The sequence below is a fragment of the Mycobacteroides immunogenum genome, assembly GCF_001605725.1.
Classification (GTDB): domain Bacteria; phylum Actinomycetota; class Actinomycetes; order Mycobacteriales; family Mycobacteriaceae; genus Mycobacterium; species Mycobacterium immunogenum.
The window spans coordinates 5,399,684-5,415,076 of record NZ_CP011530.1; the positions used below are offsets into that span (position 1 = coordinate 5,399,684).

Sequence of the window (15,393 nt, forward strand, 5' to 3'; positions counted from 1 at the left end):
ACAGCTCCCTTTCACTGATTCTCGGTTGATTCGACGACCGCGAGTACGGCGCCCAATTCCATTTGTTGGCCGATCCGAACCGGCAGCTCGGCGACCACGCCCGCGACGGGAGCATTGATCTGGTGCTGCATCTTCATGGCCTCTAACCAGAGGATCGGCTGGCCGGCATCCACCTGATCGCCCGCGCCGACCGCGATCTGAACCACGGTGCCAGGCATCGGAGCAAGCAATGATCCCGGTGCGGCAACACTGCTGGGATCGGGAAAGGGGCTCTCACGATGGAGCATCACCGCACCCAGCGCGGAATCGACACAGCGCAGGTCTCCGTAGCGTGCGACGGAGAAGGCATGGGCCACCCCTGCGACCTCCAAAACCACCTCCGCCGGTGCGGCAGCGACCACCCGTACGTCGTCACGGTCCACCGCGGCAAATCCGTCTCGGCCCGAGAGATAGCAGACCTCGACCGATTTCCCTGCCGCCGAGTAGCACTTGCGGTGCGGCTGGCTGGTGACATTTCGCCAACCCGTGGGCACTCCGGGCTGCACGGACAACACCTCCCGGTTCAGGGTGGCATCGGCCAGCGCGGCCGCCAAGGCCGCCAACGTGTGCGTCTCCGGATCGGCGAGCGGAGCTGAAAGCGTCTCCAACCCGTGCCGATCAAAGAACGCGGTATCGGTGTCCCCCGCCAGGAAGGCCGGGTGCCGCAACACCCGCACCAACAGATCTCTGTTGGTGATCATTCCGTGGATTCGGGCGCGGTGCAGCGCCCGCGCGAGTGCTCGGGCCGCCGCCGGCCGGGTCGGGGCGAACCCGATCACCTTCGCCAGCATCGGGTCGTAATACACACCGACGGCAGACCCGTCCACCACACCCGAATCGAGCCGGATGCCGTATGTAGAATTCTCGAATTCCGCTACCACGCCGGGTATTTCGAATCGACTCAGGGTGCCGGTTTGCGGCTGCCACTGCGCGGCGGGGTCCTCCGCGTACAAGCGGACCTCGATCGCGTGGCCGCGGGCAGCCGGGGGTTCGGCAGCCAGTCGGCCGCCTTCGGCGATATCGATCTGCAGCGCCACCAGGTCCAATCCCGTCGTTGCCTCGGTGACGGGATGCTCGACCTGCAGCCGTGTGTTCATCTCCAGAAAGTAGAACCGGCCAGTGTCATCCGACAGGAACTCGACCGTGCCCGCACCCACATAGTCGATGGCGCGGGCGGCCGTGCATGCCGCCTCAAACAGCTTGGCGCGCATGCCGTCGACACGCTCAACCAGAGGCGACGGGGCTTCCTCGACCACTTTCTGGTGGCGCCGCTGTATCGAGCATTCGCGTTCGCCTACCGCCCACACCGTTCCATACATATCGGCCATTACCTGAACCTCGATATGGCGACCGGTTTCCAGATACGGCTCACAAAACACGGTGGCATCGCCGAAAGCCGATTGCGCCTCCGCACTTGCCAGCTCGATCTCACCCCGCAACGCATCCAGAGAGCGCACCACTCTCATGCCCCGGCCGCCACCGCCGGCGGATGCCTTGATCAGAACCGGCAGGTCGGCTTCGGTGGCAGCATCCGGTGACAGTTCGGCAAGCACTGGCACCCCCGCCGCAGCCATCTGCCGCTTCGACTCGATCTTGGAACCCATGGTCTCGATGGCCTCGACCGGCGGACCCACCCAGGTGAGACCTGCGCCGATTACCGACCTCGCGAAGTCCGCGTTCTCAGATAGGAAGCCATAGCCGGGATGCACCGCATCCGCACCGGCCTGCAAAGCAGCGGCGACTACCCGATCGGTGCGCAGGTAGGTCTCCGCGGGCGTGTTGCCCGCGAGACGGACCCGCGCATCCGCCTCTTGCACGTACGGCGCGCCGGTATCGGCATCCGAATGCAATGCGATGGTGGATATTCCGAGATCTCGGCAGGAACGGAACACGCGCCGCGCGATCTCACCGCGGTTGGCAACCAGGAGGGCACGCACTGTCATGGCCGGAACACTCCGAATCGATCGGCCCCACGGACGGGAGCATTGTGGATCGCCGATAGCGCGATACCGAGCACGGCGCGGGTGTCGCGGGGATCGATGACGGCATCGTCGTACAGCAGGCCCGAAATCACCAGAGCCTGTGACTCACTATCGATCTGCTGCTCTACCGCCGCTCGAACCGCCGCGTCGTGCGCCTCGTCATATGGCTTACCGGTTGCCTGGGCGGCCTGGCGCGCGACGATCGAGAGCACCCCGGCGAGCTGTTGCCCGCCCATCACCGCGGTACGCGAATTCGGCCAATCGAACAAGAAACGGGGATCGTAGGCGCGGCCACACATTCCGTAGTTGCCTGCGCCGTAGGATGCACCCATCACGACAGTGATATGCGGGACAGTCGAATTCGAGACGGCATTGATCATCATCGCGCCGTGCTTGATCATGCCGCGCTGCTCATAATCCTTGCCCACCATGTAACCGGTGGTGTTCTGCAGAAACAACAGCGGCGTATCACTTTGATTGCTCAACTGGATGAATTGCGTTGCCTTTTGGGCGTCCTCGTTGAACAGAACCCCCCGTGCGTTGGCCAGGATTCCGATGGGATACCCGTTCACACGTGCCCAGCCGGTAACAAGGCTGGTCCCGTAGAGCGGCTTGAACTCGTCGAACTCCGAGCCATCGACCAGGCGCGCAATCACCTCGCGAGGATCGAAGGGCTGCTTGGGATCGGAGGGGATAAGTCCGAGAAGCTCTTCGGGATCATGGACCGGAGGCGGCGCGGTGGCCGACGGCGGGGGGCCCAGCTTGCGCCAGTTGAGCCTGGACACAATCTGGCGCCCGAGTCGCAAGGCATCTACCTCGTCCACCGCGTAGTAATCCGCGAGCCCAGATGTCCTGGCGTGCATATCGGCGCCACCCAGGGTTTCATCATCGGATTCCTCGCCCGTCGCCATCTTCACCAGCGGCGGGCCAGCGAGGAACACCTTCGATTGTTCCTTCACCATGACGACGTAATCCGACATACCGGGCACATAGGCACCGCCCGCGGTGGCATTGCCGGTCACTATCGAGATCGTCGGGATACCGGCGGCGGACATCCGGGTCATATCCCGGAACGAGCGCCCGCCGGGCACGAAGAAATCCTTCTGTCCCGGCAGATCACCACCACCCGATTCCACGATCTGAATCAGCGGCATCCGATTTTCAAAGGCAATATCCATGGCCCGCAGACCTTTACGGAGGCTGTACAGATTCATGGTGCCGCCCTTGACGGTTGGGTCGTTGGCGCCGATAACGCACTCCACGCCGCAGACCACACCGATACCGGTGATCTGACTCCCACCGACGTGGAATCCACTGCCCCACCCGGCAAGTGAACTCAATTCCAGAAAAGCCGAATCCTCGTCAATGAGTAGCTCGATACGTTCCCGCGCCAACATCCTGCCGCGCTTGCGGTGGCGCTCGATGTACTTTTCGCCACCGCCGCCCACCGCCTTGTCATGCTCGGCCCGGACGATGGCGAGTTGTGCCAGCATCGCCTCCCGATTGATGCGGTAAGCGTCCGATGAGGTGTCCACCGCCGTCGCCAGCACACTCATGCGTCATGCCCCTTCGATTGCCCTGATATGCGCGCGCACCACAGTGGATCGCACCCCATGACGGTCATTTCCGTTCCTCACTGGGTAAGCCGGCCATGGCGCCCATCGCCGGTGTCGGAAAGTTGCTCGAGAAGTTGTCGCGGCCGCCATCCATCGTGAGCACGCAACCGGTGAAGAAACCCGCGACATCCGCCGCCATGTAGGTGACGAAGTTGGCCCACTCCCATTCGGTACCCACTCGGGTGAGCGGCTGGCTCTGTTCCACGATCGCTCGGTACTGGGCCGGGTACTTGGTGTTGAAAACCTCCGTACCCATCGTCCCGGGCGCCAAGGCACACAAGGTGATTCCGTAGCGAGCCCATTCGATCGAAAGCGACCGCGTCATGGATTCCACGGCGGCGCGCGCCGCTCCGGTATGGGTCATCAACGGAAATCCGTGATGCGGTGACAACGTCACGCTGAGAATCCGGCCCGCTCCCCGCGGGATCATTGCCTTGGTGGCGGCCGCATGAGTCATGTGCCAGGTACCGAGCACATTCAATTCGATGACCGTGCGATACCCCTTCGGGGTGATGTTCTCGGCTGGGCAGAGAAACTGACCGCCGGCGTTGTTCAGCAGAACATCAACGCGGCCATATTCTTCCAACACACCGTCGAAGAACTCGTCGACCGCGTCCGGGTCGCGAATGTCCAGCGGTCGCGCGTCCGCTCGGCCGCCAGCAGCTCGAATCATCTCGGCCGTGGCCTCGATCGGGTCGGCTCGCCGCCCGCAACCCACAACCGTCGCACCGGCGCGTGCCATCTCCAGTGCCGCCGCTCGCCCCAGTCCACTGCCGCTCCCGGACACGACGCACACCTTTCCCGCCAACAGATCCGGCACCAGGACGGAGCGCGGCGGCCCGGATTGACCATCCTGAACGATCATGCAAGGAAGATTGCACGATCATTCAAACAGTGTCAACACCGTGTCATACTCATCGAGTGAACCCGTCCGCCGATATCCGCCGGAAGTTCCGCACACCCGACGAGCCCGAGCCGCTACGAGGCGCGGACGCCTCCCGGGAGCGCTTACTGCAGGCGACCCATGAGTTGCTCATCGAGACCGGCGGGGCCGAACCATCCGTCAGCCAGATCTGCGCGCGGGCCGGGATGCAGGCCGGGATGGTCAGCTACTGTTTTGGCGGCAAGCGCCAGCTGTTGAATGCCCTGTTGTACCGGTCAACCGACGACGTGCTGGAAGAACTGCGCAATCTCGCCGCCTCCGACCTGTCACCGACGGAAAAGTTGCGCAAGCATGTCCGCGGCATGATCGCCAACTTTGTGCGATACCCGTACGCACAACACATCAGCGAGATACTGGCGGCCACTGAGCCCGAAACACGGCCCGTCACAGAACGTTTCGCGGCGCCCACGCTCGACTTCTACCGAGATCTCGTCGCAGAGGGGGTCACCGCCGGCGAATTTCGCGCCGACGTCGACTCCAACCTGTTGTTCTTCACAACGGTGGGCATGTGCGAATTCCTGTTCGCCGCCAAGAGCTGGTTGCCGCTCGCGGGAGAGCAGCTGGACGACCAGTTGCTCGAACGATTCGCCGAGCATTGCGCCGGGGTACTGCTCAACGGGATCGCGGGCACAGGCACCTAGAGACACCAATCTGGAATAGATCCAAATTAATGCTGTTGTACCTGACATGACGAACACAGCCCGTCTCTCAGAATCCGATGTCAAGCACTTCAGCGCCTCGCCGACGCTGTCGAACAACCTGCAACGCGTCCTCGTGGACCTGATCGAGCTTCACTTGCAGGGCAAGCAGGCGCACTGGAACGTCGTCGGCACCAACTTCCGCGATCTGCATCTGCAATTGGATGAGCTGGTCGACTTCGCTCGCGAAGGCAGCGACACCATCGCCGAACGCATGCGTGCCCTGTATGCCGTGCCCGACGGCCGGTCGGACACCGTCACGGCCAGCACCTCACTGCCCCAATTCCCGCCGTATGAGCGCAGCACCGGCGATGTGGTGGACCTCATCACCATCCGGATTCAGGCCGCGGTCAATACGCTGCGCGCCGTACACGACGAGGTGGACAACGAAGATCCCACCACAGCCGACATCCTGCACCAGCTGATCGATGGGCTGGAGAAGCTGGCCTGGCTGATCGCATCCGAGAACCGCAAGGTGTAGCCGACTGCGCGATGATGGACCGATGCACGCAGTGAAACGTCTTGCGATGATCATCGGTCTGGCCACCGCGGTCCTGGTCTGGACTCCCAGTGTCGCGGTGGCCCGTGCGGCCGAATCGGTGCCCGCGGGCGATGTGTTGTCTATCGGCAACCCCGAAGCGCCCGGACAGGTCGATCTCTATCTCGACCCGCTGTGCCCGTACAGCGGGAAGATGGTTCAAGACCAAGGCGAAGAAATCGGTCGGCGCATCGAATCCGGAAAGCTGCACATCAACCTTCGATTCGTGGATTTCCTCGATAAGTACTCGGCCAGCGGCACATACGACACTCGTGCGATCTACGCCAGCTTTGTGGTCGCCGACCAATCGCGCTCAAGCGATGTCACCTGGCGGTTTATCCGACAGATCTACGCGAAGGATCAGCAGCCCCAGGAAGAAGGGGATACCGACTTGGGCAATGACCAGCTGGCAACACTGGCCGAGCGTGTCAACGCGCCCCAGGCCGCACAAGATCTGATCCGGCTCGGGCTGCCAGTCCCGTTTGACGGCCGCGTCATCGCGGCGAGTAACCTGCCGCTGTTACGCGCATTCCCCAAATCCGGCGTACCCATGGTTGTCATCAATGGTCAGCCCGTCGACGGAGAATCCAACTGGCTGAGCCGCATCCCTCGGTAATGTCGATAACTCTACGCAATACTGGTGTGGTGACAGTGAATTCGAAGGTTTCACGCTCATGGCTGCTGGTCAATCCATCCCGGGAGCCCGATCTCGACGCCGCCGTTACCTCCACGGGTGCCGACGAGGTAATCCTGGATCTGGAAGATGCCGTCGCGCCCAATGAGAAAGAGCCAGCACGGGCACGCGTGCTGGAATATCTCAACTCCGGCGGTCGGGCATGGGTGCGTGTCAATGACGCCTCCAGCGATTTCTGGTCCGCCGACTGCCGAACACTCGCTGACGCCCACGGCCTCAAGGGCGTAGTCCTCGCCAAAACCGAGGGTGGAAATCATATGTGGGACACTGCCAATCGCCTGGGCGGTGAAATTCCGGTGATCGCGCTCATCGAGACCGCGCGCGGGCTCTCCCGCGTGCACGACATCGCCGCCGCCCGCCCCTGTTTTCGCATCGCCTTCGGCGTCAACGACTACACGCTTGACATCGGCGTCGAGCAAGACCCACTGGCGCTGGCGTACAGCCGTTCTCAACTGGTGGTGGCCTCACGCGCCGCGCATCTCCCTGGGCCTATCGACGGCCCGACACGCGATCCTGCTGACCTGCCCCAAGGAGTTGCGCTGGCACGCCGCATGGGCATGACCGGAAAGCTCGCCCTGCACTCATCCGATGCCGACACCATCAACAAGGGCTTGAGCCCGTCCGATGAAGACGTTTCGTGGGCACAGGACTTCGTGGAGCGCTTCAACAGCCAGGGCGGAAAGCCCAAAGACGGCAGTGATCTGCCCCGGCTCAACCGCGCCCGGATCATCCTGGAACGGGCCAAGATGCTCGGACTGATCAGCTCGGAGCGGTCAGCCGGGACAACGCCGCCACGGTGAGCGCCTCAATCCCCGTTACGAGTGTGGGTTCGAGCACCGGCGCGAATTCGGGAGAGTGGTTGGACGGCACCGGCTTTCCGGCCGCTGCCGCGTCTTCGAAGCGCTGTTGCTCGTAGCCTCCCCAGAACCAGAACGCGGTGGGGACGCCTGCGGTGGTCCCGAAGACTCCGACATCCTCGCTGCCCGCCAGCGGGCTCGGAGACTCCAGTATCCGTTCGGCGCCGAAGTGCTCACGGAACACCGCGGCTATCGCCTGCATCGCGGCGTCATCTACGACGGTGACCGGGAACGTGTGCATCGATGTGACCGCCGGTTCCTTCTCGGAGCCAGATGCCGCCGACTCCGCCTGCGCGATCCGTGTGATGGAGGCCAATGTCTTCTTCCGGACGTCCTCGTTGAAGGTGCGGACATTGATGCCGAGCTCGGCGTCGTCGGGGATGATGTTGTCCTTCGCTCCCGCGTGTAGATAGCCGACGGTGACCACAGCGGGTTCGAACGGCGACAGCTCGCGCGAAACGATCGTCTGGAGACGCTGCACCACGTTCGATGCCATCACTACCGGATCGATCGTCGATTCCGGTTGCGAGCCATGGCCACCCCGCCCGAAGAGCTGCATCTTCAACGAGTCCGAGGCCGCAAGGGCGGTACCCGTCTTGTAACCGATCATGCCCGCCGGAAGCGGACCGACGTGCTGGCCTAGGACGATCTCGGGTTTGGGGAATCGGTCGAGGATGCCGTCGGCGATCATCGCGTTCGCGCCGCCGCCCACTTCCTCGGCCGGCTGGAACACCGCGACCACCGTTCCCGACCACGTCGGCTTGAGTTCATTCAGCAGCCGCAACGTGCCCACCAGAGCGGCGACATGCATATCGTGGCCACACGCATGCATGACGGGAACGTCCTTGCCGTCGGGATCGGTAGCGCGGGCCGTGCTCGCATAGGAAAGGCCCGTTTGCTCCAGCACGGGCAGTGCGTCGAAGTCGGCCCGCAACCAGACCACCGGACCAGGTCCGTTGCGCAGCACGGCAACCACCCCGGTGCCGCCGACACCCGCCGTCACCTCAAGCCCGAGGGGCGCGATGGCCTCCTCGATTTTTCCGGCGGTTCGATACTCCTGGAACGACAATTCCGGATTCTGATGCAGATCGCGATAGAAGTCGGCCAAGTCGTCCACATGGTCAGCCCAGTTGTCGGGCAACGTAATCGGCATTCGGCCTCCCAGGCTCTGTGAGGTGCTAAGGCTCGGTACCGACAATACGGCGCTTTTCAGCACCTACCCTCGAACTCAACAGACATTCATCCTTACCGAGACGGAGGTCACGTGAGTCACCCCATCGAGACCAAACTCTCCGTCGATGTCATCGTCATCGGCGGCGGTATGTCGGGAGCCTCGATCGCGTATGAGTTGGCCCAGCACCGAACCGTGGCGCTGCTCGAGCGAGAATCCACGCTGGCCTTCCACACCACCGGGCGATCAGCAGCCACCTTCATCGAGAACTACGGAAATCCCGTCATCCGGATGCTGACCGCGGCCAGCCGCGACTTCTTCACCGATCCCCGCGAGGGCTTCGACGCGCCACTGGCCACCTCGATCCCGCTCCTGATCATCGCGGACGCGGCGCACACGGAAGCGCTCCGCGACGCACACCGCCAGGCCGCCGCGCTGGGAAGCAACACCGAGCTGGTCGACGGCGCGGTGGCCGGCGAGATCAACCCGTACCTGCGCCCTGGGTACACCCAACTGGCGACAATCGATCTGTCCCCGATGGAGCTGGACGTCCACGGGCTGCACCAGGGTTATGTACGCGGTCTGCGCGGGCGCGGCGGAACCATCGTGAAGTCGGCCGGGATCACGCGCGCGACCCGGCAGGGTAGCCGCTGGGTCCTGCAAGACTCCTCGGACCGGGTATTCGAAGCGGGCACCGTCGTCAACGCCGCTGGTGCCTGGTGCGACGAACTCGCTCAGCTCTTCGGCGCTCGTCCGGTGGGTATCCAGCCGCTGCGACGTACCGCCTTCATGGCCTCTGCTCCGCGCCCCGATGCGCACGGCTCGCTTCCGATGACCCTGGACGCGTCCGATGCCTTCTACTTCAAACCCGATGGCGCGCAGTTCCTCTGCTCGCCTGCCGACGAGACCCCGCAGGCGCCCGGAGACCCCCGGCCCGACGAATTGGAGATGGCACGGGCGATCGGGATGATCAACGAGGCAACCACACTTGGCATCCGGTCCGTCAATTCCGCGTGGGCAGGCCTGCGTTCCTTCACCGCCGACCGCACGCCCGTAGTCGGTGCCGATCCGGGGGCCGAGGGATTCTTCTGGTACGCGGCCCAGGGCGGCTACGGCATCCAGATGGCACCTGCTCTTGCCCGCGTTGGCGCCGCGCTGGCAATGAGCGCACCCATGCCGGACGATCTGGCCATTCGTGGCCTGACGGCGGAAGTGCTGGCACCCGGCCGTGACTCGTTGCGCGTGCACGGCTAGCAGCCGTTCCCACGCGCCGGGACCAATTCGGGCAAATCCTGTTATGGTCGGCCACGATGGTGAACATGGATAGGCGCCGCATGATGGCGTTTTCAGGGCTTGGAATGTTGGCGGCCGCGGCTTCTATGCCGGAGGCGTGGGCGCAACCTTCTCCACAGAACCCACCGATGCGGCCGCCCGCGGCTCCCCCCACCGGCAAGTACGTCTTCGTCGACGAGTTCGACGGACCGGCGGGTTCGGCGCCCGACGGTTCGAAGTGGGCAATCTCGAAGGCTCGCGAGTCCATGAAGGACCCGACTTTCTGGGAGCTTCCCGAGAACGTCGGCCAGTACCGCGACGACCGCAAGAACGTGTTCCTGGACGGAAACTCGAGCCTGGTAATCAAGGCCGCCAAAGAGGGAAACACCTACTACGGTGGCAAGATCTACAGCACGACCGAACTGGGTATCGGCTACACCTGGGAAGCGCGCATCAAGTTCAACTGTCTGACGCCGGGGGCATGGCCCGCGTTCTGGCTCGGCAGCGACCAAGATGGTGAGATCGACATTGTCGAGTGGTACGGCAACGGCAGCTGGCCAGCGGCAACCACCGTGCACGCCAAAGCAAATGGCTCGGAGTGGAAGACACACAACCTTTCCCTCGACAGCGCCTGGCACACCTGGCGTACTCAATGGGATGACAAGGGCATTCGGTTCTGGAGGGACTACACCGACGGGGCTGCACCGTATTTCGAGGTTCCGGCCAATTCCCTGGCGGACTGGCCGTTCAATAATCCGGGACACAAGGCCTTTGCCGTGCTGAATCTGGCCGTGGCGGGATCCGGCGGCGGCGATCCCCGCGGGGGCACCTACCCCGCGGAGATGCTCGTCGACTGGATTCGTGTCTGGTAGCTAGTCGCCGACCTGTACGGCCTGCGCCCACACCGCACCGCTGACGTCGGCAAGCGACAGCGTGTAATGATGTCGCGGCTCGATTGGTGCGTGCCGAGTATCGATGTTCAGCTCGGCCTTGGCACCCAGCGGCACAATCACGCCGTACGCACCGGTTTTCACCGTCGCGATGTACCGATTCTTGATGGACTCGGCCGATAGCCCACTCAGCTGATCCGCTCGTAGGTCCACAACGACCCGTCCGGTCTCGCTTTCAGTAACGGTGACGCCCACCAGGAACGATCCGTAGACATCGACACCCTCGGTTCGGTACACGGTGAATCGCAGATTTCGATCGGAGAGATGTGCATCCGATATCTCGATGCCGGGCGTCACTGACTTGTTGTGCAGCGGACCATAGACACCGCCGTGGAAGTGCTGGTTGGTGAACAGCGCGATCGCCAGTACCGCCGCCGCGCCACCGAGAACCAGACGGCGGGGAACACCAACGGGCCCCGATGTCAGCCAGATAAACCAGCGCCGTGTGGTGAGTGGGCAATGACGTTCCGCCACACAGTGATCCACCGAGTATCGGCCGCCGCCGGCGAGAAACAGGGTCAGTCCCGAGGCAATCCCGAGAATCCCGATCTGCCATTCGTCCAGACACGTCGTGCCCAGCCAGCCCGATCCCAGCAGTATCCCCAGCGCGAGCAGGAAGACACTGACACTCATCGCCCTGGTGAGAATCCCCGCCATCAGACACAACCCCGTGATGCCTTCCACCACGGTGAACACGACCATCACCCATTTCAAGAGGTCCGGATGCTCTACCAGAAAGCCGATCACCGGTTTGATGCCGAAGGCCTGCGGCAGGAAGTGATTGAACTTCGCTCCTACGTAGCCCGAGACATCGGGGTCCAGCTTGTTCTCGAGCGCGACCCTTCTCCAAAAAGCGGAGAAATAGGTCCATCCGACCACCAGCCGGATCGGAAGTGCGATCAGCCCGGCGCTGTCACGCCAGGAGTTATTCGGGGAAACGTCAGCAGTCATCGATTGTCGACCTCAAGTCCTTGGGTTTGTGCAACGGAAAGGGCAGCCTCGCGCGCACGTGCCTGCGAGTGCGCAGCACGCGGCAGCAGCCCATCAGGGTGTGAAAGATGTCGGGGCGCGTGAATCAGCGCCGGATCACACTGATCCGATACAGAAGTGAGCGACCATCCAGCGCCGCAAGAGGATTCACGTTCCCGGGTGGATATGCGCCGTACATCCCGTCATGGATCGGCGGATCCCGAAAGGAGGTGATGAGTGCGGGCGCCGCCAGTAGCGGCCGGCCCACATGCTTCACATCCTCGGAAACGACCACCTCGGCAGATGCGCAGGTGCCGCCTGGTTGTTCCGCCGAATCCTGCGTCAGGATACCGCTCGACACCGCGGTATGAGTCAGTGCGGCAACGCCCTTAGGGCAATGCACCAGAGACAGCGAGGCCAGTACACCTACGAGCACCACAATGGCGGCCACAAGAAGCCGGCGGTGCGCTATCGATCTCCGATCGCGTTGCGCCAGCGGCATATACCGGATCCTAACAGTGCTGGTGCGTCATCTCCTGGCGATGTAGAAATAGTTGGCGGTGTCTTCGGCTATATCGCGGACCGTGACGTCCGAGAATCCCGCCTCGGCCAACATCGACTCGGCCCGCTGCCGTCCCCACATGGTGCCCAGCCCGGCGCCTTCCAGACCCAGTGAAACCGGCATGCAATGTGTCAGCGAGACGGTGTATCGGTACGTGCTCATGGCGACGCCGATGTTGTCTTCCAATCGACTGGACGCCTTGATATCGGCCATCAGCAGGACTCCACCCGGACGCAGTGCCCGATGAATATTGGCGAGCACCGCCGCCGGATGCGCCTGGTCATGAATCGTGTCGAAGGCTGTGATGAGGTCATAGGCGGCCGACGCGGTCACGGTGGCCACGTCCGCACTGAGGAATGCCGCGTTGCGCAGCCCCTGCCGGGTGGCATCGGCGGCCCCCGTGGCAATCGCCTCGTCCGAGAAATCGATACCCGTGAACCGGCTGGCGGGAAATGCCCGCGCCATGAGATTGAGCGCATATCCACTGCCGCAGCCGAAATCGGCAACATCCAGACCTTGCTCCAGGCGTTCCGGCAGCCCGTCGACCAGTGGAAGCACCGTCCCGATCAGCGCCTTGTCGAAGACCTCGCGGCTGCGCTCCGCCATCACCGCGTGAAAACGTGGGTAATCGCTGTAACTCAGCCCGCCTCCCTGGCGGAAGCAGTCGACGATCTTCTGTTCGACCTCGCCGAGCAGCGGCATGTACTGGGCCAGGCGTGCCAGATTGTTCAGACCGGCACCACGCGTCAACGTCACGGCACGATGGCCCGGCAGCGTGTACGTCGCGCTCATCGGCTCGTAGTCCACAACGTGCGCAACGGTCATCCCGGCGAGCCACTCGCGAACATAACGCTCCTCCAGCCCGGCGGCATCCGCGAGCTGATCGCTCGTCGAACCCGGCGACGCCGCCAAGGTGTCCAGCAAGCCGGTCTGATGCCCGATGCTCATCAGCAAGACCAGGCCGGCGCTGTCGATGGCCTCGGTGAGTCGCGCGGAAAACTGCTCGGCGGTCTCTGGCATGGCGTTTTCACTGAGCGCGGTCACGCTTACCCACCCTACGCGAACGCATATCGCGACAGCGAGATGTCAAGCACCGGAACGTGACTCCCACATGGCACGCCATTGGGACTCTTCATCCTGCTTGTCGTGATGCTGACTTGAGGAAGGTTCGGTAAGGGTGATAGCCGGGTGCGGCAACGAGAAGAAGTCGCCCTTACCCTGCGCCGCGCGATGCTGACCGGTATCGAGGTAGCAGTACCCCAGTCCCGACAGGGCACCGCCGCGATCGGACCGCCCCAGATAGCGAAGCACGTTCTGGGCAGCGGCTTTCGCGCCGTTCTTGGCGAAAATCGCTGCCTTCGGCAGTGGTTTACCGGAGGGTGACGTCACGGCCGCGGTGTCCCCGATCGCCCAGATCCCGTCGTACCGGGTTTGCATGGTTTCCGCATCCACATCGATCCACCCCGATCCCTCGATAGTGACCGACGGCTCGTGCGGGGGCACAAACACCAGCAGATCAAAGCTCACCGTGGTCCCATCGGCGAATACGACCACCTTGCCGTCGGGGTCGATGCGCTCCGTCCTATGTTCGCCGTGAAACGCAATACCGTTGTCCCTGAGTAACTGCACCAGCTGTGGTCCCGCATAGGGGCCCGCCGAGGGCATGGGGTGTAGCTCCGGGGTGTACACGCTGAGATCGACGTTGGACCGTACATCCTTTTCGCTCAGCAGATCCGAGGCCAACAGGGCGCCCTCGTACGGAGCCACCGGACATCGGAATGGCTGCGACGTCACCAGGAAGACAAGCTTGCCTGCCGAGAAGTTCGCCAGTGCGCGACGCGCATCACCGGCTCCGGCAACGCTGTAATAGTGCACCGCGTCGCCCCGAGCGGCGGATTCGGCCAGACCGGGAACCTTGTCCAGGGCATTGCGGGCGCCGGTGGAAATGATGAGGGCATCGAAGGACAGGGTCGATGTGTCGGACAGGGTCACCGTGCGGGCAATGGGATCGATTCCGGTAACAGAGCCCGTGATGGTGTTTATCCCCGACAATGCCTGGGCACTGGGCCGAATCGGCACACTATCGGCTTCCCGCCAACCTCTCATCACCCAGGGCAAGGTAAAGCCGAGAAAGTGCGCGAAGTCCTCGTCGACCACCGTGATGTCCAGGTCATCCAGCGGTACTCCGGACTCGCGGATCTCATTGATCACACTCAGGCCGCCGATTCCGGCACCCAGGATGACGATCTTCTTCATCTTTCGCGCTCCTTCTTCCTGAATAGGCCCCCGCGTGCGGGAGCAGATGGCGATGAGCGGTGCCCCCCACACCATTGACTCTCGGGGACTTGCTTTTTGACGGATTCAATGTGGTGACCACAGCCCGACCACGTGGTCTTCGCACACACTCTGCACTTCACGGGGTGACACATCGCGCGCTCCTAGTGGGCGGGCCGCGGCCGCTGCAGCTGCGCGAACTCCGGGACCCGGGCGAGCCCGGTGACCGCATCAAAGAGCACCTGGCCACCGTCTTCATCGGGTACTTCCGTGAGGACCGGCCCAAAGAATGTGCGCCCCTGCACCTGCACGAGCGGACTGCCGCCGACATCACCCAGCGCGCGCTGCCCCTCCTCGTGGGATTGTCGGATGACCTCATCCAACGAGGTGTCCGACAGCGACTCCCTCGTTGTCCGCAACGGCGCCACCGCACCCAGCACCCGATCCGCGAGTTCGGCATCGACAGGTAGTGACTCGTCGAAATAGAGCCGACCAAAAGCGAAGTAGGCCGCGTGCACACCTCGCTGGCCCAGGTCGCGCTGAACGCCTGCCATGAGCCGCCCCACCTGTCGTGAGTCGCGCATCCGGGCCTGTAGAGCGGGCGACAACTCCTTGCCCTCGTTCAATACCGCCAGGTTCATCAGCCGCCAGTCGACCCGTACGCCAGACCTGGTCGCGATCGCGTCAAGCCATCGCGCGGTATTCCAGGAGAACGGGCACACCGGGTCTAGCCAGATCCTCACATCGAAGGATTCCCTTGGCGCCGCATCGCTATCGGTTGACATCCAGCATCTCCCATCACTTGTGAAACAAGGCCGGCGCCACCAA

At 63.3% G+C, this 15,393-nt stretch carries 15 protein-coding genes; 6 read left to right on the forward strand and 9 right to left on the reverse strand.

Annotation, left to right across the window (positions count from 1 at the left end; translation table 11 throughout):
* Positions 1-11: 11 nt before the first annotated feature.
* The 3 genes from ABG82_RS26550 to ABG82_RS26560 form a co-directional block, all read right to left on the reverse strand.
* Positions 12-1,982 (reverse strand): acetyl/propionyl/methylcrotonyl-CoA carboxylase subunit alpha, encoded by a 1,971-nt coding sequence (locus ABG82_RS26550; protein ID WP_043078333.1) that lies wholly within the window; start codon positions 1,980-1,982, stop codon positions 12-14.
* Positions 1,979-3,577 (reverse strand): acyl-CoA carboxylase subunit beta, encoded by a 1,599-nt coding sequence (locus ABG82_RS26555; protein ID WP_043078332.1) that lies wholly within the window; start codon positions 3,575-3,577, stop codon positions 1,979-1,981. The genes ABG82_RS26550 and ABG82_RS26555 overlap by 4 nt, the downstream gene beginning before the upstream one ends.
* Before the next feature lie 64 nt (positions 3,578-3,641).
* Positions 3,642-4,502: an SDR family oxidoreductase gene (locus ABG82_RS26560; protein ID WP_043078331.1), complete on the reverse strand. Its 861-nt coding sequence runs from the start codon at positions 4,500-4,502 to the stop codon at positions 3,642-3,644.
* A 56-nt stretch (positions 4,503-4,558) separates the two neighbouring features.
* Between ABG82_RS26560 and ABG82_RS28390 the strand changes: the two genes are divergently transcribed.
* Genes ABG82_RS28390 through ABG82_RS26580 form a run of 4 tightly spaced genes read left to right on the forward strand, consistent with a single transcriptional unit; the run spans position 4,559 to position 7,310 of the window.
* Positions 4,559-5,221, forward strand: a complete 663-nt coding sequence (locus ABG82_RS28390) for a TetR family transcriptional regulator (RefSeq protein WP_052511039.1) — start codon at positions 4,559-4,561, stop codon at positions 5,219-5,221.
* Between the two features lie 46 nt (positions 5,222-5,267).
* Positions 5,268-5,759, forward strand: coding sequence for a Dps family protein (locus tag ABG82_RS26570; RefSeq protein WP_043078330.1), 492 nt, complete (start codon positions 5,268-5,270; stop codon positions 5,757-5,759).
* 22 nt (positions 5,760-5,781) lie between these two features.
* Positions 5,782-6,432, forward strand: a complete 651-nt coding sequence (locus ABG82_RS26575) for a thioredoxin domain-containing protein (protein WP_043078329.1) — start codon at positions 5,782-5,784, stop codon at positions 6,430-6,432.
* Between the two features lie 26 nt (positions 6,433-6,458).
* Positions 6,459-7,310, forward strand: coding sequence for an HpcH/HpaI aldolase/citrate lyase family protein (locus tag ABG82_RS26580; RefSeq protein WP_052511038.1), 852 nt, complete (start codon positions 6,459-6,461; stop codon positions 7,308-7,310).
* Here ABG82_RS26580 and ABG82_RS26585 read toward each other — a convergent pair.
* Entirely contained in the window at positions 7,270-8,520 is a 1,251-nt protein-coding gene (locus ABG82_RS26585; RefSeq protein WP_043078327.1) for a M20 family metallopeptidase, read from the reverse strand. The genes ABG82_RS26580 and ABG82_RS26585 overlap by 41 nt on opposite strands.
* 111 nt (positions 8,521-8,631) lie before the next feature.
* On the opposite strand from ABG82_RS26585, the gene ABG82_RS26590 reads away from it, so the two are divergent.
* Together ABG82_RS26590 and ABG82_RS26595 are read left to right on the forward strand one after the other, a co-directional pair.
* The gene (locus ABG82_RS26590) at positions 8,632-9,792 is read left to right on the forward strand and encodes an NAD(P)/FAD-dependent oxidoreductase (protein WP_043078326.1); all 1,161 of its coding nucleotides are present in this window, start codon (positions 8,632-8,634) and stop codon (positions 9,790-9,792) included.
* Positions 9,793-9,848: 56 nt separating this feature from the next.
* Entirely contained in the window at positions 9,849-10,682 is an 834-nt protein-coding gene (locus ABG82_RS26595) for a glycoside hydrolase family 16 protein (RefSeq protein WP_043078325.1), read from the forward strand.
* On the opposite strand, the gene ABG82_RS26600 is transcribed toward ABG82_RS26595, so the two are convergent.
* The 5 genes from ABG82_RS26600 to ABG82_RS26620 all read right to left on the reverse strand — a co-directional run bounded on the left by ABG82_RS26600 (position 10,683) and on the right by ABG82_RS26620 (position 15,350).
* Positions 10,683-11,711, reverse strand: a complete 1,029-nt coding sequence (locus ABG82_RS26600; RefSeq protein ID WP_043078324.1) for a TQO small subunit DoxD — start codon at positions 11,709-11,711, stop codon at positions 10,683-10,685. It lies immediately after the preceding gene.
* A gap of 124 nt (positions 11,712-11,835) precedes the next feature.
* Positions 11,836-12,231 (reverse strand): hypothetical protein, encoded by a 396-nt coding sequence (locus ABG82_RS26605; protein WP_043078323.1) that lies wholly within the window; start codon positions 12,229-12,231, stop codon positions 11,836-11,838.
* Positions 12,232-12,258: 27 nt separating this feature from the next.
* A complete protein-coding gene (locus ABG82_RS26610) occupies positions 12,259-13,335 on the reverse strand; it encodes a class I SAM-dependent methyltransferase (RefSeq protein ID WP_043078322.1) in 1,077 nt (358 codons plus the stop codon).
* A gap of 42 nt (positions 13,336-13,377) precedes the next feature.
* Entirely contained in the window at positions 13,378-14,547 is a 1,170-nt protein-coding gene (locus tag ABG82_RS26615) for an NAD(P)/FAD-dependent oxidoreductase (RefSeq protein ID WP_043078393.1), read from the reverse strand.
* Between the two features lie 182 nt (positions 14,548-14,729).
* Entirely contained in the window at positions 14,730-15,350 is a 621-nt protein-coding gene (locus ABG82_RS26620) for a mycothiol-dependent nitroreductase Rv2466c family protein (protein ID WP_043078321.1), read from the reverse strand.
* Between the last annotated feature and the right edge of the window lie 43 nt (positions 15,351-15,393).

Coding starts and splice junctions, on each gene's coding strand:
- ABG82_RS26570 (WP_043078330.1), top strand. CDS start 5,268: ATGACGAACACAGCCCGTCTCTCAGAATCCGATGTCAAGCACTTCAGC.
- ABG82_RS26575 (WP_043078329.1), top strand. CDS start 5,782: ATGCACGCAGTGAAACGTCTTGCGATGATCATCGGTCTGGCCACCGCG.
- ABG82_RS26615 (WP_043078393.1), bottom strand. CDS start 14,547: ATGAAGAAGATCGTCATCCTGGGTGCCGGAATCGGCGGCCTGAGTGTG.
- ABG82_RS26620 (WP_043078321.1), bottom strand. CDS start 15,350: ATGTCAACCGATAGCGATGCGGCGCCAAGGGAATCCTTCGATGTGAGG.
- ABG82_RS26550 (WP_043078333.1), bottom strand. CDS start 1,982: ATGACAGTGCGTGCCCTCCTGGTTGCCAACCGCGGTGAGATCGCGCGG.
- ABG82_RS26600 (WP_043078324.1), bottom strand. CDS start 11,711: ATGACTGCTGACGTTTCCCCGAATAACTCCTGGCGTGACAGCGCCGGG.
- ABG82_RS26595 (WP_043078325.1), top strand. CDS start 9,849: ATGGTGAACATGGATAGGCGCCGCATGATGGCGTTTTCAGGGCTTGGA.
- ABG82_RS26555 (WP_043078332.1), bottom strand. CDS start 3,577: ATGAGTGTGCTGGCGACGGCGGTGGACACCTCATCGGACGCTTACCGC.
- ABG82_RS26560 (WP_043078331.1), bottom strand. CDS start 4,502: ATGATCGTTCAGGATGGTCAATCCGGGCCGCCGCGCTCCGTCCTGGTG.
- ABG82_RS26585 (WP_043078327.1), bottom strand. CDS start 8,520: ATGCCGATTACGTTGCCCGACAACTGGGCTGACCATGTGGACGACTTG.
- ABG82_RS26605 (WP_043078323.1), bottom strand. CDS start 12,231: ATGCCGCTGGCGCAACGCGATCGGAGATCGATAGCGCACCGCCGGCTT.